Annotated in this window: 16 protein-coding genes; 12 read left to right on the top strand and 4 right to left on the bottom strand. The window is 58.9% G+C overall.

Annotated features, from left to right (window positions below; genetic code table 11):
* Positions 1–69 precede the first annotated feature (69 nt).
* The 5 genes from GTP45_RS21945 (at position 70) to GTP45_RS21925 (ending at position 8,783) form a co-directional block, all read left to right on the top strand.
* Positions 70–3,729 (top strand): response regulator, encoded by a 3,660-nt coding sequence (locus GTP45_RS21945; RefSeq protein WP_161015967.1) that lies wholly within the window; start codon positions 70–72, stop codon positions 3,727–3,729.
* Between the two features lie 146 nt (positions 3,730–3,875).
* Positions 3,876–6,260, top strand: coding sequence for a catecholate siderophore receptor Fiu (locus tag GTP45_RS21940; protein WP_161015966.1), 2,385 nt, complete (start codon positions 3,876–3,878; stop codon positions 6,258–6,260).
* Positions 6,261–6,334: 74 nt separating this feature from the next.
* Positions 6,335–7,015 carry a Fe2+-dependent dioxygenase gene (locus GTP45_RS21935; protein WP_161015965.1) on the top strand — a complete coding sequence of 227 codons (681 nt, stop codon included), beginning with the start codon at positions 6,335–6,337 and terminating at the stop codon, positions 7,013–7,015.
* A gap of 188 nt (positions 7,016–7,203) precedes the next feature.
* Positions 7,204–7,437 carry a hypothetical protein gene (locus GTP45_RS21930; protein WP_161015964.1) on the top strand — a complete coding sequence of 78 codons (234 nt, stop codon included), beginning with the start codon at positions 7,204–7,206 and terminating at the stop codon, positions 7,435–7,437.
* A 65-nt stretch (positions 7,438–7,502) separates the two neighbouring features.
* Entirely contained in the window at positions 7,503–8,783 is a 1,281-nt protein-coding gene (locus tag GTP45_RS21925; protein ID WP_161015963.1) for an MFS transporter, read from the top strand.
* Here GTP45_RS21925 and GTP45_RS21920 read toward each other — a convergent pair.
* On the bottom strand, positions 8,770–9,672 hold the full coding sequence (locus tag GTP45_RS21920; protein WP_161015962.1) for an AraC family transcriptional regulator: 903 nt from the start codon (positions 9,670–9,672) through the stop codon (positions 8,770–8,772). The two genes, GTP45_RS21925 and GTP45_RS21920, sit on opposite strands and share 14 nt — an antisense overlap.
* A 139-nt stretch (positions 9,673–9,811) precedes the next feature.
* Here GTP45_RS21920 and GTP45_RS21915 point away from each other — a divergent pair, with 139 nt between their 5' ends.
* On the top strand, positions 9,812–10,564 hold the full coding sequence (locus GTP45_RS21915) for an SDR family NAD(P)-dependent oxidoreductase (protein ID WP_161015961.1): 753 nt from the start codon (positions 9,812–9,814) through the stop codon (positions 10,562–10,564).
* 25 nt (positions 10,565–10,589) lie between these two features.
* Complete coding sequence (locus GTP45_RS21910; RefSeq protein ID WP_161015960.1) at positions 10,590–10,892, top strand: hypothetical protein; 303 nt, start codon at positions 10,590–10,592, stop codon at positions 10,890–10,892.
* Positions 10,893–11,179: 287 nt separating this feature from the next.
* On the opposite strand, the gene GTP45_RS21905 is transcribed toward GTP45_RS21910, so the two are convergent.
* On the bottom strand, positions 11,180–11,893 hold the full coding sequence (locus GTP45_RS21905; RefSeq protein WP_229258584.1) for a hypothetical protein: 714 nt from the start codon (positions 11,891–11,893) through the stop codon (positions 11,180–11,182).
* A 179-nt stretch (positions 11,894–12,072) separates the two neighbouring features.
* Here GTP45_RS21905 and GTP45_RS21900 point away from each other — a divergent pair, with 179 nt between their 5' ends.
* Positions 12,073–14,577 carry a hypothetical protein gene (locus tag GTP45_RS21900; protein WP_161015959.1) on the top strand — a complete coding sequence of 835 codons (2,505 nt, stop codon included), beginning with the start codon at positions 12,073–12,075 and terminating at the stop codon, positions 14,575–14,577.
* A gap of 408 nt (positions 14,578–14,985) precedes the next feature.
* Entirely contained in the window at positions 14,986–15,594 is a 609-nt protein-coding gene (locus GTP45_RS21895) for a hypothetical protein (protein WP_161015958.1), read from the top strand.
* Positions 15,595–16,615: 1,021 nt separating this feature from the next.
* On the opposite strand, the gene glmS is transcribed toward GTP45_RS21895, so the two are convergent.
* Positions 16,616–18,445: a glutamine--fructose-6-phosphate transaminase (isomerizing) gene (gene glmS / locus GTP45_RS21890; protein WP_161015957.1), complete on the bottom strand. Its 1,830-nt coding sequence runs from the start codon at positions 18,443–18,445 to the stop codon at positions 16,616–16,618.
* Between the two features lie 132 nt (positions 18,446–18,577).
* Between glmS and GTP45_RS21885 the strand changes: the two genes are divergently transcribed.
* On the top strand, positions 18,578–19,030 hold the full coding sequence (locus GTP45_RS21885; protein ID WP_161015956.1) for an Lrp/AsnC family transcriptional regulator: 453 nt from the start codon (positions 18,578–18,580) through the stop codon (positions 19,028–19,030).
* Between the two features lie 434 nt (positions 19,031–19,464).
* Here GTP45_RS21885 and glmU read toward each other — a convergent pair whose 3' ends face one another.
* A complete protein-coding gene (glmU, locus tag GTP45_RS21880; RefSeq protein WP_161015955.1) occupies positions 19,465–20,829 on the bottom strand; it encodes a bifunctional UDP-N-acetylglucosamine diphosphorylase/glucosamine-1-phosphate N-acetyltransferase GlmU in 1,365 nt (454 codons plus the stop codon).
* A 28-nt stretch (positions 20,830–20,857) separates the two neighbouring features.
* Between glmU and GTP45_RS21875 the strand changes: the two genes are divergently transcribed.
* Together GTP45_RS21875 and rsmD are read left to right on the top strand one after the other, a co-directional pair.
* The gene (locus GTP45_RS21875) at positions 20,858–21,757 is read left to right on the top strand and encodes a DUF6279 family lipoprotein (RefSeq protein ID WP_229258583.1); all 900 of its coding nucleotides are present in this window, start codon (positions 20,858–20,860) and stop codon (positions 21,755–21,757) included.
* A 52-nt stretch (positions 21,758–21,809) separates the two neighbouring features.
* Positions 21,810–22,457 carry a 16S rRNA (guanine(966)-N(2))-methyltransferase RsmD gene (gene rsmD / locus GTP45_RS21870; protein ID WP_161015954.1) on the top strand — a complete coding sequence of 216 codons (648 nt, stop codon included), beginning with the start codon at positions 21,810–21,812 and terminating at the stop codon, positions 22,455–22,457.
* Positions 22,458–22,508 lie beyond the last annotated feature (51 nt).

Here is a 22,508-nt window from a genome sequence, read left to right as displayed (position 1 = left end):
TTTTTCTTTCTTGCCAAGGTAAGCCATTGATAGGAGAATCGACCCAGCCCCGCATACATCAAGGATGATATGAAGCCACTCGGCATCAAGGCTAAAGTCGCTCTCGCTACTAGCATCACCTCGGTCCTGATGATCGGACTAGTCACGCTGGTACAGACCCAGCGCATGCAGGAAGACTACACGCGCGTGCTGTTCACGCAACAGACCGCGCTGATCAACCGCACCGCGCAGGAGCTCGACGACAAGCTGGCCATGCTGCTCGATATCATCGCGCTATCCGCGCGCAACCAGCCGCCGGGCCTCGACACCTCCGCCGAAAAGCTGCGCGAGTATTACCAGAACCGCGCCGTGCTGGCCCTGTTCGATGATTTGCTGGTGATGAACGCGCAGGGCAAGGTGATTTCCGATTTGCCGCTGGTGCCGGGCCGGGTCGGCATCGACGCTTCCGACCGCGCCTACTTCAAGACCGTGATGCGCACCCGCAAGCCGATGATCACGGAGCCGCTGATCGGCCGCGCCAACAAGCAGCCCATCGTGCAGATGGTGGCGCCGGTGCTCAACGATAAGGGCGAGGTGGTATGCGTGCTGATCGGCGTGCTGCGCCTGTACAAGGACAATCTGCTGGGCCATTTGCGCACTGCCAAGGTCGGCAGCACCGGCTATTACTTCGCGCTGACCCGCAGCGAGACGCCGGTGTATGTGCTGCATCCCGACATCACCCGCTTGCTCAAGCCGCGCGCCGCCAACGCCAATCCGGCCACCACCCGCGCGCTGGAAGAAGGCTTCGAAGGCACGGTAATGGGCATGGGCGAGGGCCGCCCCACGCTCAACAGCTACAAGCAGCTGAAATCGGTCGACTGGCTGCTGGCCACCTCGCTGCCGGCGGAAGAAGCGCTGGAACCGTTCGACGGCGTGATCAAGCGCGTGCTGATCTGGAGCGGCTTGGCGGCCGTGCTGACGGCCTTGCTGATCAGCGTGCTGACCTTGCGTCTGATGGCGCCGCTGATCAAGCTACGCAACGCCATCGTCGCGCTGCGCGCCCATCCGGCCCGCTTCACGCCGCTGCCGGTGCACGCGCGCGATGAAGTCGGCCAGCTGACCTCGGCCTTCAATGATTTGATGCACGAACGCCTGGCCGCCGACGCGCGCCTGCAAAGCCTGGTCGAGTTCGCACCGAACACCATCGTGGTGGTGGGTGTGGACGGCCGCATCGAAACCTTCAACCGCGAAGGCGAACGCTGCTTCGGCTACGAGCGCGACGAGGTGCTGGGACAGCCGCTGGAAATCCTGGTGCCGGAACGTTTGCGCAGCCAGCACGCCACCCATCGCCACCGTTTCTTTGCCGATCGCCTGAGCGCCGAGCCGGTGCGCATGGGGCAGGGCAAGGTGCTGCACGGCCGCCGCCGCGACGGCAGCGAGTTCCCGGTCGAGGTCAACCTGAGCGCAGTGCGCACCGACCAGGGCACTAAGGTGCTGGCGGTGATTTCCGACATTACCGAACGCCACCGCCTGCAACAGGAAGTGGAAGAGCGCGCGCTCGATCTCGAACGCGAGCGCGACCGCGCGCAAGCCGCCAACCGCGCCAAGAGCGATTTCGTGGCAAATATGAGCCACGAAATCCGCACGCCGATGAACGCAGTGCTGGGCATGGTCTACCTGCTCGGCAATACGCAGCTGACACAGCAGCAGCGCAAGTATCTGAACATGGTGCGGGTGTCCGGCCAGTCGCTGCTGGGCATTCTCAACGACGTGCTGGACTTTTCCAAGATCGAGGCGCGCAAGCTGGAGCTGTCGCCGGTCGACTTTGCGCTCAACGACACCATGGATTCACTGGCCACCATGATGACCATGAATGCCGGCGACAAGGAGCTGGAGCTGGCGATCAGCGTCGATGCCGCCGTGCCGAATCGGCTGCGTGGCGACTCCATGCGGCTGCAGCAAATCCTGATCAACCTCGCCGGCAACGCCATCAAGTTCACCGAACAGGGCGAGGTGGTGGTCAGCGTGCAATTGAGCGCGCGCGATGAACACAGCGCGCTGCTGCGCTTCGAAGTGCGTGACACCGGCATGGGCATGACCGAGGCCCAGCTGGGCCAGCTGTTCAATGCCTTCTCGCAGGGGGACCAAAGCATCACCCGGCGCTTCGGCGGCACCGGGCTGGGCCTCGCCATCACCAAGCGCTTGATCGAACTGATGGGTGGGCAAATTTCCGTCAACAGCCGGCCGGGGCAGGGCTCGACTTTCTGGTTCAGCCTGCCGTTTGACATCCAGGCCGACCAAACCGACGAGCGCCGCAAGCCGGCGCTGGGCCAGTTGCGCCTGCTGGTGGCCGACGACAACCGCACCAGCCGCGAGCTGGTGGCGCGCCTGATCCGCGCGTGGGGCTGGCAAGCCGACGAGGTCGATTCCGGCGAGGCCGCGCTGCGGCGCTACCGGCAAAGCCGCGACCAGCAGCAGCCCTACGATGTGGTGCTGGCCGACTGGCACATGCCCGGCATGGATGGCTTGGCCACGGCCAAGGGCATCCGCGCTGCAGCAGCCGGCCAGCCGCAACCGATTGTGGTGATGCTGAACGCTTTTGCCCGCGACCGTATCGAAGAAATCTCGCACGCGCCGGAGGCCGACGTGGTGCTGGTCAAGCCCATCACCAGTTCCAACCTGTTCGACGCGCTGCATCAGGCGCTGGTCACGCAGGGCGAGGCCGATCCGCAGGCGGTCACCGAGCAGGGCATCGTCGGCTCGCTGGCCGACATCCACTTCCTGCTGGTGGAAGATAATTTGCTGAACCAGGCGGTGGCGCGCGGCATTCTCGAACACGCCGGCGCCACGCTCGACATTGCCGGCGACGGCCGGCAAGCGGTGGAGATGATGCGCAACCGCGCCGCCGAGTACGACATGGTGCTGATGGACATGCAAATGCCGGTGATGGATGGTTTCACCGCCACCCGCCTGCTGCGCCAGGAGTTGAAGCTGGTGCTGCCGATCATCGCCATGACGGCTGGCGTGCTGGAGTCCGAGCGCGAGCGCAGCCGCGAAGCGGGCATTACCGATTTCATCCCCAAGCCGATCGAAGTGGACGAAATGCTGGCAGTGCTGCGCAAGCACTTGCCCAAGCCGGTGCTGCCGGTCGCCAGCCCGCCGATCCCGGCCCCGCCGCCGGCCGAAGACGATTTGCTGGCCGCGATGGAAGCCGCAGCGAGACTGCCTGCTGCCGCACCGCCAGCCCCTGCTGCGTCCGCGCCCGCTCCGGCTCCGGCACCGGTATTCGCCCCGCGCGAAGCCGTGCCGCTGGGCGGGCCGCTGCCGATACCGGCCTCGGCCATCGCCGCGCCACCACCCAAGCTGGTCACCTCGCCGATGCCCGCCGGCGAGGCCGCCATCTTCAATATGGACGGCATGATGCGGGTGATGGGCAAGGACGCCAAGGGGCGCGCCGCCATCTTCAAGATGGTGCGCGGCGCTATCGACAGTGGCATGGAGCCGCTAGACCAAGCCGCGCTGGCCCTGCAAGAGGGCCGGCTGCGCGATGCTGCCCGCGCCTTCCACAGCCTGCGCGGCGCGGTTGGCGTGCTGGGCGCCAAGCGCCTGATCAAGGCCACCATGGCCGCCGAGGACGCCATCAACGGCCAGCGCGACGAGGAACTCGACGAACGCTACCGCGAAGTCCGCACCGAGCTCGAACAAACCCTCGCCCAAGCCCGCGCCTGGCTGGCACGCGAGCAATCCTGAGTAGCTTTTTAGCGTTTCTACAACGCTTTTCCTTGCCGTCGCGCGCCTCTGAATCATATTGATAATAATTCGCATTTACGTTACGGCATTTTATTGTTACAATCTTTCCTATTCTTTTACTCACATTTACGAACGGAAAGAAGCAAATGGCAATGATCAAGAGTCGCAAACATGCGCAGACGCGCTTTAACCAACACATGAGCGCAGCATTGGCTGCAATGTTGCTGCCAGTGGCCGCCCACGCTGCCGACACTGTTACCGCGCCGGACGCCGCCGAGAAAACCAAGACTTTGCAAGAAGTCCAGGTCAACGGCAGCCGCGAGAATGATTTCAAAGCCGAACGTGCTTCTTCCGCCAAGTACACCGAAAAACTGGTCGACACCGCCCAGACCCTGACCGTCATCAAGAAAGAACTGATCGAGCAGCAAGGCGCCACCACCCTGACCGAAGCGCTGCGCAACACCCCGGGCGTGGGCGCGTTCTTCCTCGGTGAAAACGGCAATACCAACACCGGCGACGCCATCTACATGCGCGGCTTCGACGCCTCGAGCAGCATCTACGTCGACGGCGTGCGCGACATCGGTTCGATCTCGCGCGACACCTTCAACATCGAACAAATCGACGTGCTGAAAGGCCCAGCCGGCACCGACAACGGCCGCTCCTCGCCAACCGGCTCGATCAACCTGGTCAGCAAACAGCCACAGCTGGAAAACGCCTACAGCGGTTCGGCCACCGTGGGCAGCGGCAAGCAACGCCGCGCTACCGCCGACATCAACACCGTGATCGATGCTGATTCGGGCATCGCTTTCCGCCTGAACCTGCTGGATCAAGACAGCGAAAACCCAGGCCGCGATTTCGTCAAAGCCAAGCGCTGGGGCGTGGCGCCATCGGTCGCCTTCGGCCTGAACTCGCCGACACGCGTCTACCTGAACTACTTCCACGTCAAGCAAAACAACATTCCTGACGGCGGCGTGCTGACCATCGGCCTGCCGGGATGGACGCCACCACCGGACATCGCTGCCGTGGCTGCCACCCCAACCGCGCCGGCCCGTCCAGCCAAGAGCTTCTCGTTCATGGCCGGCGCCGCTCCGGTCGATCCGAAGAACTTCTACGGCTCGGTGCTGGATCACGACAACGTCAAGGCCGACATGGCCACCGTGAAGGTTGAGCACGACTTCGCCAACGGCGCCAAGCTGGTCAACACCAGCCGCTACGGCAAGACCAAGCAGGATTACCTGCTGACCTCGTTCATGGCCACCAACACCAACCTGAACGCGAACACCGCGGCCACCGGCGCCGACAACTGGGTCATGGCGCGTACCAACCTGACCACCAAGGATCAGCTGAACGAAATCCTGACCAACCAGACCACCCTGACCGCTGACTTCGCCACTGGCGCGCTCAAGCACACCGTGGTGGGCGGCGTCGAGCTGACCAACGAGAAGCAGACCAACTTCACGTATGCCAACACGGCCCCGGCAGCGACTGCCGGCCTGCCACCGACCAGTATCTACCACCCGAACCCGAACACCCCGATCACCTCGGCGCAGGTCAACCTGAAGCGTAACGGCGGCCGCAGCGACGGCACCACCAACACCCAGAGCCTGTACGTGTTCGACACCATCAAGGTCGGCGAGCAGTGGATCTTCAACGGCGGCGTGCGCGTTGACCACTACAACACCACCTACAACGCGACCACGGTGCAAGCCGCAGCTGCCGCCGGCCAGCCGCAGCTGATCCCGATCGGCACGCTGGTTGCCAGCTCGATCGAAGCGTCGGACAACCTGGTCAACGGCAAGCTGTCGGCACTGTACAAGCCAACCGCCAACAGCAGCGTGTACGCGCTGGTCGCGTCGTCGAAAGCGCCTCCTGGCGGCACCAACTTCGCCCTGAGCACCTCGGCCAGCAGCGCGGCCAATCCGAAGTTCGATCCACAGGAGACCACCAACTACGAGCTGGGCACCAAGTGGGATCTGCTGGGCCAGAAACTGGCGCTGTCGGCGGCCCTGTTCCGCACCGAAGTGAAAAACGAAGTGGAGCAAGATCCGGTCGACTCGCAGTACTACCAGACCGGTAAGAAACGCGTGGAAGGTATCGAGCTGGGCTTGACCGGCGAGATCCTGCCGAAGTGGCTGGTCAGCGCCGGCTATGTGCATCAGAAAACCAAGGTCGAGTCGGGTAAAGTCGTGACCGCCAGCGGCGACAACCAGCTGACCTACACGCCTAAGCAATCGTTGACGCTGTGGACTTCGTACACCCTGCCGTTCGGCCTGCAAGTAGGCGGCGGCGCGCGCTTCAGCGACAAGCTGGCACGCGGCACCGACGGCGCTGTTGGCACCCCGGCTTACGCCAACTCGTACTGGGTGTTCGACGCCATGGCTTCGTACCCGATCAACAAGCACATCGACCTGCGTCTGAACGTGTACAACCTGGCTGACAAAGAGTACGTGCAAGCGATCAACAAGTCGGGCTACCGCTACACCCCGGGCGCACCGCGTTCGGGCAGCCTGACCGCCAACTTCAAGTTCTAAGCACCGGTTCCCGATTCCGGTATGCTGGCCCCGCCCTTACCGGCGGGGCTTTTTGTTTTCAGGAGGATTACATCATGATGCTGCACATTCCCGGCGTACTGACGCGCGAGCAAGTGGCCGATATGCGCCGCCGCCTCGATGAATCGCAATGGGTGGACGGCCGCGCCACGGTCGGCATGCAGGGCGCCAAGGTCAAGCAGAACCGCCAGTTGCCGGAGACTTCGCCGCTGGGCCTGGAGCTGGGCCAGATCATCTTGCAGGCGCTGGCCAGCAACCCGCTGTTCTTTGCCGCCGCGCTGCCGCTGCGCACCATTCCGCCGCTGTTCAACTGCTACGCCGGCGGCGAGCACTACGGCGCGCATGTGGACGGTTCGATGCGCCGCATTCCCGGCAGCAGCCAGTGGCTGCGCACCGATGTGTCGTCGACCTTGTTCCTGAGCGAGCCGGACGAGTACGACGGCGGCGAGCTGATCGTCACCGACCAGTACGGCGAGCACGAGGTCAAACTGCCGGCTGGCGACTTGATCCTATATCCGTCGACCAGCATCCACCGGGTGGAGCCGGTGACGCGCGGAGCACGCGTGTGCTCGTTCTTCTGGACGCAAAGCATGGTGCGCGACGACATGCGGCGCGGCATGCTGCTGGAACTCGATCAAAACATCCAGAGCCTGCGCGCCCGCCTCGGCGACAGCCCGGAAATGGTCGGCCTCACCGGCCACTACCACAACCTGCTGCGGCAGTGGAGTGAGGTCTAAGGCACTGTGCGGCGAGCAGGCGCGGTTATACTTTTTTTGGGAACTTTTTTATGGTTAGCGACGGTCTATCTCAGTATCGGCGGCAAATGGCCTGCTGATTGGATAGGCGCGAATATGGATCAGAAACTTTGGATCAGCGTCGTGCTCTATGGCGCCGCTTTGACCTTAACGGAATGGAAGGAGCATATATGAAAGACCTGCAAGAACTGTTGATTTTGCTCGGCATTGCCCCTTTCATGTTAGTTGTCACTTGGCTCATGGATCGCCATTTCAAAATCCCGGACGATAGCAATGCCTATACGCTTTCAGACGATCAAAGGCACGCCATAAAGTTTCTCGTCAAAAAACAAGCTACCGCAGCAGAGCGCGAAAAAATCTTCAACGAGAAATTTCGTGAGCTGATTCAACAACAAGCGCCTTAGCAATTTCCCAGCCGCGCGGTGGACTTGTTTATACTCGCCAGCATTTTCCCTATTCTGCTGGCCGCATGTACTCTCTTCCTGCTCAACTCGCCCCACCTTCCTCGATTCGCCGCCGCCAAGTTTTGACGCTGGTGCTGCTGGTGGTGTGCGGCGTCATCAACTACCTCGACCGCGCTACCTTGGCGGTGGCGAATGAATTCATCCGCGCTGATCTCGGCTTGTCGCTGGGCGAAATGGGCTTGCTGCTGTCGGCGTTTTCGTGGAGTTACGCGCTGTGCCAGTTGCCGGTGGGCGCGCTGGTCGACAAGATCGGGCCGCGCTGGCTGCTTGGCGCCGGGCTGGTGGTGTGGTCGCTGGCACAGGCTGCCGGTGGACTGGCGTCGACCTTCGGCTATTTCGTGCTGGCGCGTATTGCGCTGGGGATCGGCGAAGCGCCGCACTTCCCATCGGCGGCACGAGCAGTAAGCAACTGGTTCCCGCCGCGCGCACGCGGTACGCCGACCGGCATTTTCAACTCGGCCTCGCCATTGGGCATGGCGCTGGCGCCGCTGTGCCTGCCGCCGCTGATTCTGGCCACTAGCTGGCACTGGGCCTTCTTCGTGACGGGCGCACTGGGCATTGTGGCGGCGCTGGTGTGGATATCGGTGTACCGCGATCCGGCGCGCGAACAAATGAGCGCCGACGAACGCGCCTATCTCGAAGTGGGAGAGGCCGGCGCGGCCGCGCCGCAAACCAGCTTTGCCGCATGGTGCGCCTTGTTCCGCCATCGCACCACGTGGGGCATGATGCTAGGCTTCTTCGGCTCGGTGTATTTGAATTGGGTCTACCTTACGTGGCTGCCCGGCTATCTGCGTGCCGAGCGCCACATGGATCTGGCCTACGCCGGTGTGGCGGCGGCAATTCCCTTCCTGTGCGGCTTTGCCGGCGCGCTGGTGGCGGGCTGGGCTTCCGACCGCATCGTCCGCCGTTCGGACTCGCCGATTGCCGGCCGCCGCAACGCCGTGGTGCTGACCACGCTGGGCATGGTGGCGTTCACCATTCCGGCGGCGCTGGTGGAGAGCAATGTGCTGGCCGTGGCCTGCATTGCCATGGTGATTTTCTTGGCCAACGCGGCCTCGGCCTGCGCGTGGTCGCTGGCGACGGTAGCGGCCCCAGCCAGCCGCATCGCCTCGCTGGGCGCGATCCAAAACTTCGGCGGCTTCCTCGGCGGCGCGCTGGCGCCGATTCTGACCGGCTACATCGCCCAAGGCTGGTCGTTCGTGCCGGCCCTGCTGACCGGCGCTGGTATCGCCTTCGCCGGTGCGCTGGCGTATCACTTCCTCGTGACGCGACCTATTCCTGAATAATTAAGCGCATCTTGATGGCGGCCGCGAGCCGCAAGGCGTCCTTGGCCGGAGAGAGTCCAAACGCACGGCCATACTCCCGGCTGAACTGGGTCGGGCTTTCATAGCCCACCTCGTATGCCACTGCGGTGACGTTCTGCCCGGCAGTCACCAGCAGCTTGCGCGCCTGCAGTAAGCGCAGCTGCTTCTGATACTGCAACGGGCTCAGTGAGGTGATTGCTTTGAAGTGCCGGTGAAAGGCTGACGCGCTCATCGCGGCTTCTTCGGCCAAGTCTTCCACCGCCAGCGGCTGGGCAAATTCGCGGCGAATACGCTGAATGACTTTATTGACGCGGGCGAGCGCCGTATCAGGCGTTGCAATATCGCGCAGCATCCATCCCATCGGCCCCTGCAACACGCGGTACAGGATCTCGCGCTCAAAGGCTGGCGCCAGCGCTGGAATATCAGCAGGCTGATCCATCAGCCGCAGCATGCGTACCCAGGCGTCCAGTAGCTCGGGCGTCACCGGCGCAACTGAGAAACCTTGTTCGGCCGTGGCCTGCGTAGCAGGATCAGGCAACACCGAAAAGAAATCTGCCAGCACGGCAGCATTCAGCGTCAGTGCGACCGCCAAATACGGCGAACCATCTGCAGCCGGCCTCACCGTCCCGGCGGCCGGCAAATCCACCGACATCACAAAATACGTGGCGGGATCATAGTCCAGCGCCTGATCGCCCACCGTCAGCGTTTTTCCGCCCTGCAGGATGAGGTTGACCATCGGATCGTACACAGCGGCTAACTCGTGCTCTGGAATGCTGCCCTGAACCATGAATACACGCGGAATCCCCGTCTCGGTCGGACGGTTCTGCGCACGGCTAGCCAAGGCCCGGAGTTCGTTCAGTTGCTGTTGCATCGAGGCACTCTAACCCATTCCCATAGCCCGAACAAGCATAGCCAGGAATAGGCAAGAATCGAACAGGAACCGCTGCGACTGAAAACGGCAGCGTCCCTATAGTTGAGTCATCCCAACCACTGAACTTTAGGAGCCTGAAATGAACCACAGCAAAGTCATCGTGATCACCGGCGGCAGCCGCGGCATTGGCGCCAAAACGGCCTTGGAAGCGGCCCGTCGCGGCCTCGGCGTTATCCTCACCTACAACGCCAACCCGGAGGCAGCACATGCCGTGGTGCGCGAGATCAAAGCACGCGGCGGCAAGGCAGTCGCACTGCAACTGGACGTCGCCGTCGCTGCCAGCTTTGCCGCTTTCCGCGTAGATGTCGAAAAAGCGCTGGCGTCCACCTGGAGCACCACGCATCTGGCGGGTCTGGTGAACAATGCGGGATACGGCTTGTTCCAGCCCATCACCGCCGTCACCGAGGAGCAGTTCGATGGCCTCTTCAACGTGCATCTCAAAGGTCCATTCTTCCTGACGCAGGCGCTGCTGCCGCTGATGCGCAAAGGCGCCAGCATCGTGAATCTCACCAGTGCCACCACCCGCGTCGCCACCGCCGGCGTGGCGCCCTACGCCTCGTTCAAGGGCGGCCTGCAAGTGCTCACGCGCTACATGGCCAAGGAGTTCGGTGAACAAGGCATCCGCGTCAACTCGGTGTCACCGGGCCCGATCCGCACCGAGCTGGGCGGTGGCCTCAATGACGAATTCGAAGCGCTGCTGTCATCGCAAACGGCTCTGGGCCGCGTCGGCGAGCCGGAGGAAGTCGCCCGTGCCATCACCTCGCTGCTCACTTACGACAGCGGCTGGGTCAACGCGCAAGACATCGAAGTGTCCGGCGGCTACGTCATCTAATTGTCTATTCACGAAGGAGAGCATCATGAATGAAGCAATGGAAATCACCACCTTTCAGCTGGTGAAGGGCATGACGATCAAGGACTTCATCGCAGCGAACGCCGATGTTGATGCATGGCTGCAAAAGCAGCCGGGCTTCATCTTGCGGCGCATCTGTGAAGGCAGCGATGGCTGGGTCATCGATATGCTGCTGTGGAAGTCGGCGCGCGATGGCAAGCGCGCGGCCGCCGGCATCATGACCGAGCTGTCCGGCTCGCCCGTGCACGCGGCCATCGACCAGTCCACCGTGGACTGGACTATTCAAACGTGCCGGCATCGGCTTGGGTGAGCTGATGAGAGCAAATAAAGTTGGTCGGGCTGCCTAACGTTAAGTGCTTAATTTTACTAAGGTAGCTGCTTCAGGCAGAGTTGGTCGGGGTCGGCAAATTTGCATGAACAAAAAGGTAGTGTAGAAATATAGTTGGTCGAGCCGTCGTCGGGATGCTTGCTGAAAGGTACATGCGTTGTTCGTCGTAAATCTATTTGACCTACGGGGGGCTCTTTGGTGAGCCGTATAGAGGCCAAGCGGCTTCAGTTTGGAGTCGAAGGCCAACAAGCGGCCTTACTCTGAAACAGTCATACATGTGGCCACAAAGCTGCGACGTATGCTAGTTCAGCGTCTAAAATCGGCTTCGACGTGCCCGGATTGACAGTCAAATAATGCAGCTTGCCCTTTCGGGCATCCAACAGTCCTACGGCGTCTCCTGCTTGGCACTTGTCGCGCAACACCAATTCTAAGAGGAGCGGGATCAGGTCAACCCGGTACTGTGATATCGGGTCGGCTTTCATGTATAGCTTGATTACAACTCTCGCACCATCAATCACCAAGCCTAATTCTGGGTTAACGCTTATGTCTATCCCCGCATGGCTATATGTCCCGCGCGGCGGAACAAACCAGCCAATCTTCTTCTTACCCCACCATTTCTTATAGCCTTCCACAAGCTCAGGATAACTGGTGATTTTCTTTACGTCAGTCAACTTGGGCACGATGCCGTCCAGCGAGGAGCGATCCGCACCTTCTGTGTGGATCTTGACGAAGGCGTCTCGCAGGGGCTTATAAAAATCTATGGCAGGCTGATATGCAGGACGGTTCTTAATCTGGCGAACCTTCGTTGCTTTGGGCGTCCCTGACTTGGACACGACGTCGATCAGGTCGCTAAGAGAAAGATTCGGCATAGATCCTCCCAAGTTGGAGAGGCAATTATCCTTTAATTTGAGCAGCACATAACCAAAAATACAATTTTCGATGTCTGACATAGACAAATAACCTTCATCATGCGAAATTTCCATATGGAAATATTTTTAAGGTTATGTATATGCTAAATGATCGAAACGCTCTCCGAGAGATCGAAAACGAGCTGTTGAAACGAGGGCAGAAGACGATGGAAGCACTTCGTCTAGCCTGCAACTTTATTTGGTGTTTGCGACGCCCAATTACTGCCTTACTCTTGCTCGAGGCTGCCTGGAGCATGGATCAAATCGAAGAGTATTTTGAAGACCTTCTGTTTTTGTGCGGCTCCTTCGCAAGCGCTTGTGGTCATCGAATGGGGTTTCAGGCCACTATTGCTCAAATGTTGGTACTTACGTTAAGCGTGCTTTGGTACGGTTTCGCTGTGCGCACAAGCACTACGCGAGCCCTCACGAAATGGGGTTTGCGGCATGTCCTATCCGCAGATCACATTCATTTGGTCGCAACGCTGCTCGGTAGTGTGCCACTTTTCATGCTGTCTTATCGGCTGCTCCACGGCGCTGGGCAAGGACGTAGCGAATCGGTTTTCGTCGCATTACTTGGCCTCTTTACTTTGATAGTACTCATGAAGGCCATTACCCGCCGGTCAAATAGAGTGGTCCGGATAAGTGCGGGGTGGGCAGTCTTTGCAGCAGTAACGCTCGCTATCGTTGGGCCATTCAACTCGCAGCTCCACCACTGGAATTGGATACTTGGATACGTAGTGGTCTTCATCACCATATTTGGAGCAATCCGTTCTGCAGGCTGGCGCAACGGGCGCATGTTACTGGCGGCGTTATTAATGATCTTAGCGGTTACGTGGATCATTTTGAGGATTATGGTGGTCAGCTTAAGCGTTGCGCCTGCATCACGAGCATTCATGCTGCCCTTCGCGTTTTTCTTTCCTTGTCTTCTGCTGTGGATGCCGTGGAATTGGCCAGTATTCAAAGGGAGACAGCTAGAAGGTGAGAATAGAGAATTTCTTGCGGTCTATCGGCGTGGCATTCGTCGTAAGCTCACCGGGTTTTCGGCCGCGACAGTCACCGTGACCTGCGTTGGGATTATTGCGACTTGCGGCCTCTTCGCAGTTACAAATGACATTCACACACCGCAGACATTAGCTGCATGGGTTATCACCCCAGCGGCGCTAGTTCTGGTCTTGGCGACGGCCGGCAATGTATATGAGTTGGCAAGCGCTCTGCTTGGGCGCGCCGTCTGTATTTGTTGTGTAGCGGCGGCCGGACTGGGCTTATACGTGCAAGGCATACCGCCTGCTCCAATAACTACCGCGGAACGCGGATTCCACTTTGGTGACTGCTCGGATGCTAACGCGGTCTGCCCCATGGAAATGCGCATTTGGGATCGCTATCAACGGTGGTCCCGTTTTCCGGGACGAGGCGACGATACACCCATAATCCTTGTCGCTGCTGCAGGCGGTGGGAGCCGCGCTGCGGCTCACACCGCTTCTGTACTAGCAGCCGTCGATGCCGCTACCTGCGGTGCTTTCGGCGATCATATTTTTGCGATCAGCAGCGTGTCAGGAGGAGCAATCGGCAGCGCTCTATACGCAGCAAGCAGGCACGACCTGGCGGATCCTGCCCAGCGTGAGCATTGCCGATTAAATTCGCCGGATTCCCGTGGTTATCCGCTGGCGCTCGGATTAGTTGCGGCAGCCACTGAAGATCACCTCAGCCCAGTTGTCCTGCGTGCAGTAGGTCACGATCTACTTAACGGTACTTCTAACACTTCGCGGCCAAATAACTCTGCGGAATGGAACGATTTTTCGACCAGAGCTGGGCCGTTGCAAATGAGTTGGATAGCAGCTTACACGAAGCTGTTGAAATCGCACGGCAAAGCTGGAAATGGTGGCGCTTTATTAGGTCAAGAGCTGATAGAAGACGACGCGCAGCCATTTCTGATCTCGAACGCCACTAGCGTCCAAGACGGACACCGAGTATTGCTCAGCTCCCCTTTGCTATGTCCACGGGATGGCTGGTGTGCCCAACGCGCAGGCCTATTTACGAACGCAACCGACAGTGCCCGGTTTCCTCTTGTGAGTCCGCCAAGGGCGCGTAATGCATTTCATTGGAACCCTTGGTCGCATGAAATGGCAGCAAGCGAGCGATCCATCGTTGATGGCGGATATTTCGACAATTCGGGAAGTCAAACACTACTCGACATAATCAGTGCGTTGGAAAAAAATAAAATCCCTGCTTCCCGCCTATTCGTTGTGCTGATCAGCTCCGATCCAGAAGAGGGAAGCGTCAGTAAAACGGTACCGGACTATGCGGCTTCCAGTTGGCTGGTACAGCTTGCTGTCCCACTCCGCTCAATCATTGGAGTTCGCGAAGGGCGTACAGCGATCGCTCTCAATGAACTTGGACGCAATCTGCAAGACTGCCATGTTATTCATTGGTCAATGGGAACAAGGTCACTTAACCCTCGTCTACCGGAGTCAGATAGTCGCTTACACCAAGACACAGCGATGGACGCGTTGCGGGAGCTATCGCCACCTGAAGACGAAATGGCACGTCTTGAGCGTGCCCCAGCTCTCGGCTGGTCCCTCTCACCGCGCTCAGCTACTCAATTATGGAGATTGGCCTATGGGCAAGGCAATGCCTATACACAGGGTAGCTTCAAATATCCCAACGAGCTGCTCTTAGCAACCAAGCTTCAGTACCCTACGGCGTCAGGAAGTGAAAAGCTCAAAGAAATGCTCGCCAAAAGTGACTGTTATGACAAATGAACCCATTTATGTCTGATGAACATAGCATGTAGCAAGACGAACTTAGGAGGACGAGGCAAACCGCTAGCGACTGCGGCGCAAAGGCAGGGTCGCATGCGGTGCAAGCGCCGGCACAAAGAAAGCAGTCAAACGCCGTAAGCAGAACAGGTCAAGGGGGAGTCAAGGATTAATCAGACAACAGTCTCGGGGACTCGCCAGGGCGCGACCAGAATGGCCGACATCACCGAAAACAGTTGCTGACGGGACAAGGCATCTGCACAATCGTCGCATACATTGTCGTACGTGGATAAATACATAAATTGAGGAAAATTACAACCATAGGAATTCATACGAATTCGCCCGGAGCAAATGTAGATTGACTCCAAACTATCTCCTAGAATTTCATCTCCTACGTTTCTGAGGGATAACATGTCTATTAACGCCGTGAAATCAGATATCGCCGCGATTGCATCTAAACTGAATTTTGATCCTGTAAAGATACCGCCCCATCTGGCCCACATGGCATCTATGGATGCCATCCACGCGCGTCTTGTTGAGAATATAGAAGCGATCGGGGGCTATAGCGCGCTTGCGAAAAAATTGACGAGCCACGGAGCAAAAGTGTGGCAAGGAAAAATTGAGCGCATCGGCCGATATGTTTTAAACACCGACGACTTTGTTGAAATGCTGAAATTATTTCAGGATCCAGTGCTAATTGCGTTGTTGGCCAATGGTCAAAAGCACGCGATTATTCATCTCTCACCAATTCCTCCATCCGAGTACAGCGCGGCAGATCTTGCCTGGACTTTAAGCAGCCTCAGCGCTGAAGGCATACTAGTTTGTTGTCGTCTTCGTGAACAACGCCTCGATGGTGAAGACAGTTCAGATACCGAAGCCGAAATGGTGCGACTGACAAAAAGCTCCATTGTGCTTTTACAGCAAATGAGGTTAGTGCTGAAATCCAAATTAGAAGGGGTACGGGGTCCCGATGTCAGTTTGCCAAGTGTGCTCGCCGCGAACACTGCCACGAAATTCTAAGTTTTTATTCATTTCGTTTTACGATATCAATTAGATGCACTGAAGTCGGATTTTCGAATTTACGCATCGAAAAATACCTGCCCAAAACTTAAGAGCAATCGTCAATGAATGTCATAAAAAATCTGAAAAAATTCAGCATAAAACTACGTTGGTTTCCGCCTCTGGCCGCGAGCATTTGGTGGGCCGGCAAATATGCGACGGGAGCATGGCAGCTTTTACATCAATTCCTATGATAGGGAATTTTTGAGATGTGCAAGATACGCCCACCAGCGGCACAGGACTTTATCCCACCACCCATGTAGTGCTGCCGGCATCAGTCAACTTTACGTTGCGCCGACACATACAAATCTTTAGGTATTAGGCCGCCGAAAAAAGCTGAAAAGAGTTCTCCTGCCGGACGCTCATGTCGCCTCTCTAAGCTTATACGACTATCTGTTTCATCCAATGCTGCCAAGGCTTCCTTTGCTGAATTATAGGTAACAACAAGAATCGCTGCGCACGTCAAGGCTGGGTAAAAGTCGTGAGTTCCTGCGCAAACTCCATCAATTTTACCGAGGTACGCATGAGGTTTTGTGTCTAGAATTTGTGGACGGTGTTTGCGGAGCCAAGTCTTATGAAATTGTTCGCGGATGAAGTCGCTGGCAAAATCGCTTGCCCCAGCCTTATGATTTCGAAGACCTAGGAAACGGCACCGCTCCCCAATCACTTGTACCCACGTCTCCACCCGAAGTGGACGGCGCCTATGCAACCATCCATTGATGGATATCCTGCAAGCGCACAAAGGCAGGACTCCCGATCTCATCGATATCGGCAGAGAACGGAGCCCGCATATGCCCTGCTCTGGCACCTACATGATACGTTTTCGTTTGGATGAATTGCTGTAACGGAATGCGATGCTCTCAAATTAGACGCAGGCTGGTCCCCCCACTTGGAGCCAGCCCCGCAGGCCGGTGTCAAACTTTATTATTTAGTGTCAGACTTTATTATTTGACGACAACTGGTGATGGGCGAGCTTGGGCAATTACTCCACCGTCACCGACTTGGCCAAATTGCGCGGCTTGTCGACGTCGGTGCCGCGGGCGACGGCGGCGTGGTAGGCCAGCAGTTGCAGCGAGACCACGTGCAGGATCGGCGACAGCAAGCCGTAGTGTTCCGGCAGGCGGATCACGTGCACACCTTCGCCCGAGGTGATGCGCGAGTCGACGTCGGCAAATACGTACAGCTGGCCGCCGCGCGCACGCACTTCCTGCATATTCGATTTCAGCTTCTCGATCAGCGCGTCGTTCGGCGCCACCGTGACCACCGGCATTTCTTCCGTCACCAGCGCCAGCGGGCCGTGCTTCAGTTCGCCCGCAGGGTAAGCTTCAGCGTGGATATAGGAAATCTCTTTGAGCTTGAGCGCGCCTTCCAGTGCGATCGGGTAGTGCATGCCGCGGCCAAGGAACAGGGCGTTTTCCTTGCGCGCGAAATCTTCCGCCCAAGCGATGATTTGCGGCTCCAGCGCCAGCACCGCCGAAATCGCCACGGGCAGGTGGCGCATGGCTTTCAGGTGCTCGGTTTCTTCGGCGTCGGTCAGGCGGCCGTTGACTTGCGCCAGCGACAAGGTCAGCAGGAACAGGCCGGCCAGCTGGGTGGTGAAGGCCTTGGTCGAGGCCACGCCCACTTCCACGCCGGCGCGGGTGATGTAGGCCAGTTTGCATTCGCGCACCATTGCGCTGGTGGCGACATTGCAGATGGTCAGGGTGTGTTCCATGCCCAGCGAGCGCGCATGTTTCAATGCGGCCAAGGTGTCGGCCGTTTCGCCGCTTTGCGAGATGGTGACCACCAGCGTGTTCGGGTGCGGCACGCTGTCGCGGTAGCGGTATTCGGAGGCGATTTCAACGTTGACCGGAATCTTGGCCACCGATTCAATCCAGTACTTGGCGGTCAGGCCCGAGTAGTAGCTGGTGCCGCAAGCCAAAATCAGCACGCGGTCGATTTGCTTGAAGACGTTGTACGCGCCATCGCCAAACAGCTCGGGCATAATGCCGGTGACGCCTTCCAGGGTGTCGCCAATCACGCGCGGCTGCTCGAAGATTTCTTTCTGCATGTAGTGGCGGTACGGGCCCAGCTCGGCCGCGCCGGTGTGCGCCTGCACGGTTTTGACGTCGCGCTGCACTTGCTTGCCGTTGCTGTCGACGATCCACACGCGGCCCAGTTGCAGGTCAACCACGTCGCCTTCTTCAAGGTAGATGATTTGGTCGGTGGTGCCGGCCAGCGCCATGGCGTCCGAGGCGACGAAGTTTTCGCCTTGGCCGATGCCAACGATCAGCGGCGAACCTTGGCGCGCAGCCACCACGCGGTGCGGTTCTTCGCGGCAGAACACGGCAATCGCGTAGGCGCCGGTCAGGCGCTTGACGGCTTGCTGGACGGTGTCGAACAGGTCGCCGTTGTACATGTGGTCGACCAGGTGGGCGATCACTTCGGTGTCGGTCTGGCTCTGGAATACGTAGCCGAGCGCGGTCAGTTCGGCGCGCAGTTCGTCGTGGTTTTCGATGATGCCGTTGTGCACCAGCGCGATACGGGCTTGCTCGGTGGTCGGCGAGAAGTGCGGGTGGGCATTGTGCGAAGCCGGCGCGCCGTGGGTAGCCCAGCGGGTGTGGGCGATGCCGGTGAAACCTTGCAGGTGTGCTTCCTGAATCTGCTGTTCGAGGTCAGCCACGCGCGAGGTGCTGCGCGAGCGTTGCAACTGGCCATCCACGTGCAGGGCGACGCCGCAAGAGTCGTAGCCACGGTATTCCAGCCGTTTCAGACCTTCCAGCAGAATGGGAGTGATGTTGCGTTGCGCTACCGCGCCGACGATGCCGCACATGGGGAACCTCTTCAATTAAGTCAGGAAGCCATCGTAGAGCAGCGGGGGTGAAATAAGCTTTCTGAATTTAGCCATATTTGGCATAAAATTTCACCATACCCACCTTATGAAATATTATTTCTTAAATGACTCATGGATGAAATAGATCGTCGCATTCTCAACGCGCTGCAAGTTGATGCATCTCAAACCAACGCCGAGTTGGCCGCTGCCGTGCACGTTTCACCGCCAACTTGCTTGCGCCGGGTCAAGCAGTTGCGCGAAAGCGGCGTGATTCAGCGGCAAGTTGCCATCGTCGCGCCGGAAAAGGTCGGGCCAAGTTTGACGGCGCTTGTGGAAATCTCGCTAGATATCCAGGCCGCCGAGCGCATGGCCGAGTTTGAAGCGTTGGTCGCCAGCGAGGCGGCAGTGCTGCAATGCTACCGCGTGGCGCCGGGGCCGGATTTTGTGCTGGTGGTGCAGGTGGCGGACATGCCGGCGTACCACGCGCTGGCGCACCGGGTATTCACCAGCCACGCCAATGTGCGCAATGTGAAGGCGTATTTCTCGACTTTCCGCAGCAAGTTCGAGACGCGCATTGCGGTGTAAGCGAAGTTATTCAAAGCTTATACAGGCTTACTCCAAGCTTATCCCCCCCGGTTTTCACAGGCTTAGTCACAGGTTTTTCCACAAGCAGTTTTAGACCATTTGGAAAAACCTGTTTAGGATAACTTATCCCATGGTTATCCTGCCGCTATTCCAATGCTTCCCCACAGCTTTATGCACAAGCATTGCGACGCAGAAAGAGTTATCCGCCACTTATTCAGCCTTATCCAGCACTTACTCAGGCACTTACCCACAAAGTTATGCACATTTGCTGAAATAGGTAGCGCCGAGTGGCTGAATGACAGCAAGCCAAATGCTTCATACCTGTATGTTTTACTTGTCCAATCGTTTTCCTCGGCTTGCTCAAGGCTTGCACACAAGTTTATCCACAAAAAAAATGGCGCCCGCAGGCGCCACCTCAGTGGAAAACTCTGAACTTACTTTTTGATCTTTACCGGGCGAGTCCAGTTGTCGATGGTGACCTGGCGTGGACGCGATACCGTCAGCTTGCCGGCCGGCGCATCCTTGGTCAGCGTGGTGCCAGCGCCGATGGTCGCGCCTGCGCCGACGGTGACCGGGGCCACCAGCTGGCTGTCGCTGCCGATGAAGGCGTCGTCCTCGATCACGGTGCGGAACTTGTTGGCGCCGTCGTAGTTGCAGGTTATAACGCCGGCGCCGACGTTGACGCGCGATCCTATCGTCGCATCGCCGATGTACGCCAGGTGATTGGCCTTGCTGTGCGCGGCCACTTGGCCGTTTTTGATTTCAACGAAGTTACCCACATGCACATCCTCAGCCAGCACGGTGCCGGGACGCAGGCGCGCGTACGGGCCGATCAGCGAAGCTTCGCCGACCACCGCTTCTTCGATGTGGCAGAACGGCTTGATCTGCGCGCCAGCCAGGATGCGGGCGTTGACGATCACGCTGTGGGCTGCCACCCGCACGCCGTCACCCAGCTCAACCTTGCCTTCAAATACGCAGCCGACGTCGATGGTGACATCGCGGCCGCAAATCAATTCGCCACGCACATCAATGCGGGACGGATCCATCAGGGTCACGCCTTGCTCCAGCAGGCGGTTGGCGATGTTGCGCTGGTGGATGCGTTCCAGCTCGGCCAGCTGCACTTTGCTGTTGACGCCAGCCACTTCCCATTGCGCCGACGGCTGGGCCGACACTACCGGCACGCCATCCGCCACGGCCAGCGCGACGATGTCGGTCAGGTAGTACTCGCCCTGCGCGTTTTCATTTTTGACGGCGGCCAGCCATTGCTTGAGCAGCTTGGTCGGCGCCACCATGATGCCGCTGTTGATTTCCTTGATGGCGCGCTCGGCCTCATTGGCATCTTTTTGCTCGACGATGCGCACAATGTGGCCGTTCTCACGGACGATTCTTCCCAACCCGGTAGGATCGTCTTGTTCGACAGTCAAAATGCCGAGTTTGTCGTTGCCGGCGGCGTCCACCAGCGCCTGCAAAGAGGCGGCGGTAGTGAGCGGCACGTCGCCGTACAGGATCAGGGTAGGGACGTTGTCGTCCAGCTCCGGCAGCGCCTGGATCACGGCGTGGCCGGTGCCCAGTTGCTGTTCTTGCAGCACGGCAGCCACCTTCTCAGGCTGTTGCGCCAGCAAGGCCTGAACCGCCGCACCTCCGTGGCCGTAAATCACGCATAATCGGCTGGCGGACAGGCTACGCGCCGTGTCCAGCACGTGTTGCAGCAGCGGCTTACCCGCCAGTGGGTGTAGAACTTTCGGCAGCGCGGATTGCATGCGCTTGCCCATGCCGGCGGCGAGGATAACGACGTTCATAGAGGTGCCAAATCGAGTGAGTGTGTAAATGCAAAAGTCTAACATGCCCCCAGCCGGCCGCCGGACGCTATCCGGCCTGTTCCTGATTGTGCTCATGGTGCTGCTGGCCGCGTGCAGTTCCCTGCGCATGGCCTACAACCACGGCGACGCCTTGCTGTACTGGTGGATCGACGGCTATATCGATCTGACCAGCGAGCAAAAAGGCTGGGTCAAGAAAGACATCGACGAACTATTCCGCTGGCACCGCAAGACCCAGCTGCATGACTACACGCAAATCCTGCAAAGCGCGCAGCGCCAGCTGGCCGCCGGCCCCACTGCCGCCGATCTACAAAACGATTACGACGACATCAAGAACCGCACCCAGTTGCTGCTGTTCAAAGCACTGCCCGAACTGGCCGATCTGGCGCGCTCGCTGCAGCCGGAGCAAATCGCCACGCTGGAACGCAAGTTCGCCGCCAACAACGCGGAGTTCCGCAAAAAGAATATGAAAGGCGACCGCGAAGCGCAGCAAAAGTTCCGCTATCAAAAATCGATGGAGCAGTTCGAGCTGTGGTTCGGCAATTTCACTTCCGAACAGGAAGCGCAGATCCGCAAGGCTTCCGATGCCCGTCCGCTGGACAACGAGCTGTGGCTGGACGAACGCCAGCGCCGCCAAAAAGCCATCCTGGCGGCGGTGCGCAAGATTCAGCACGACAAGCTGAACAAGGAAGCCACGATGGCCGTGCTGCACACGCTGATCAAGGACAACTTCGATCGCATGGAGCAGCCTTCCGACCGTAAAGCCTTTTTCGATGCTGCCGAGGCGGCCAATATCCAGCTGATCTTGACGGTCATCCACATCGCCACGCCGGCCCAGAAAGCCCACGCCAACAAGCGCATGCAGGGCTGGATCGACGACTTCAACAGCTTGGCGGCCGACCAGCGATAAACGCCGCTGTGGTATGATTGCTCATTGAATCAATGACTTAGATCACAGCCACATGCCGAAGAAGCCCGTCAGCAAGCCCGCAAAAGCAGCCAAAGTTCCAGTCCATGGCCCCCAGCACGCCAACCAGGTGCGGATCATCGGCGGCCAATGGAAGCGTACGCCGCTGCCAGTGCTGACTGCGCTCGGCCTGCGTCCAACGCCCGACCGCGTGCGCGAAACGGTGTTCAACTGGATCAACCACCAGCGCGACGGCTATTGGGCCGACGCGCAAGTACTCGATATGTTTGCCGGCAGCGGTGCGCTCGGTTTCGAAGCTGCCAGCCGTGGCGCGCAATCGGTCGTCATGGTGGACAGCAACACGCAAGTGATCCGCCAACTGGACGAGATCAAGACTAAACTGAAAGCCGATAACGTCACCGTCACGCGCGGCGACGCGCTGGCGACGGCGCAATCGGCGGCGGCGCGCGGCCAAAAGTTCGACCTGATTTTCCTCGACCCACCTTACCAGCAAGGTTTGCTGGAGCGTACCTTACCGCTGTGCAGCAAACTGCTGAAAGAGGGCGGACTCGTGTACGCAGAATCCGGGCTGGCGCTGGAGTTCGCCGAGGGCGAAGCGCCGGAATGGATGGCAAACTGGGAAATCATCCGGGCTGACAAGGCCGGGATGGTGTTCTATCATTTATTAAAATACCAAGGCTAATTGTCGTTAAAACAGCCCCAAATGAAGGCAAATGGCTTTTTTAGGGCATAA

The organism is Duganella rivi (genome assembly GCF_009857435.1).
GTDB classification, from domain to species: Bacteria; Pseudomonadota; Gammaproteobacteria; order Burkholderiales; family Burkholderiaceae_D; genus Rugamonas; species Rugamonas rivi.
This window is presented reverse-complemented; position numbering and strand designations above follow the sequence as displayed.

Coding starts and splice junctions, on each gene's coding strand:
- GTP45_RS21940 (WP_161015966.1), top strand. CDS start 3,876: ATGGCAATGATCAAGAGTCGCAAACATGCGCAGACGCGCTTTAACCAA.
- GTP45_RS21900 (WP_161015959.1), top strand. CDS start 12,073: ATGGATCAAATCGAAGAGTATTTTGAAGACCTTCTGTTTTTGTGCGGC.
- glmS (WP_161015957.1), bottom strand. CDS start 18,445: ATGTGCGGCATCGTCGGCGCGGTAGCGCAACGCAACATCACTCCCATT.
- GTP45_RS21895 (WP_161015958.1), top strand. CDS start 14,986: ATGTCTATTAACGCCGTGAAATCAGATATCGCCGCGATTGCATCTAAA.
- GTP45_RS21930 (WP_161015964.1), top strand. CDS start 7,204: ATGAAAGACCTGCAAGAACTGTTGATTTTGCTCGGCATTGCCCCTTTC.
- GTP45_RS21910 (WP_161015960.1), top strand. CDS start 10,590: ATGAATGAAGCAATGGAAATCACCACCTTTCAGCTGGTGAAGGGCATG.
- GTP45_RS21915 (WP_161015961.1), top strand. CDS start 9,812: ATGAACCACAGCAAAGTCATCGTGATCACCGGCGGCAGCCGCGGCATT.
- GTP45_RS21905 (WP_229258584.1), bottom strand. CDS start 11,893: ATGGAAATTTCGCATGATGAAGGTTATTTGTCTATGTCAGACATCGAA.
- GTP45_RS21920 (WP_161015962.1), bottom strand. CDS start 9,672: ATGCAACAGCAACTGAACGAACTCCGGGCCTTGGCTAGCCGTGCGCAG.
- GTP45_RS21925 (WP_161015963.1), top strand. CDS start 7,503: ATGTACTCTCTTCCTGCTCAACTCGCCCCACCTTCCTCGATTCGCCGC.
- GTP45_RS21935 (WP_161015965.1), top strand. CDS start 6,335: ATGATGCTGCACATTCCCGGCGTACTGACGCGCGAGCAAGTGGCCGAT.
- rsmD (WP_161015954.1), top strand. CDS start 21,810: ATGCCGAAGAAGCCCGTCAGCAAGCCCGCAAAAGCAGCCAAAGTTCCA.
- glmU (WP_161015955.1), bottom strand. CDS start 20,829: ATGAACGTCGTTATCCTCGCCGCCGGCATGGGCAAGCGCATGCAATCC.
- GTP45_RS21885 (WP_161015956.1), top strand. CDS start 18,578: ATGGATGAAATAGATCGTCGCATTCTCAACGCGCTGCAAGTTGATGCA.
- GTP45_RS21945 (WP_161015967.1), top strand. CDS start 70: ATGAAGCCACTCGGCATCAAGGCTAAAGTCGCTCTCGCTACTAGCATC.
- GTP45_RS21875 (WP_229258583.1), top strand. CDS start 20,858: ATGCAAAAGTCTAACATGCCCCCAGCCGGCCGCCGGACGCTATCCGGC.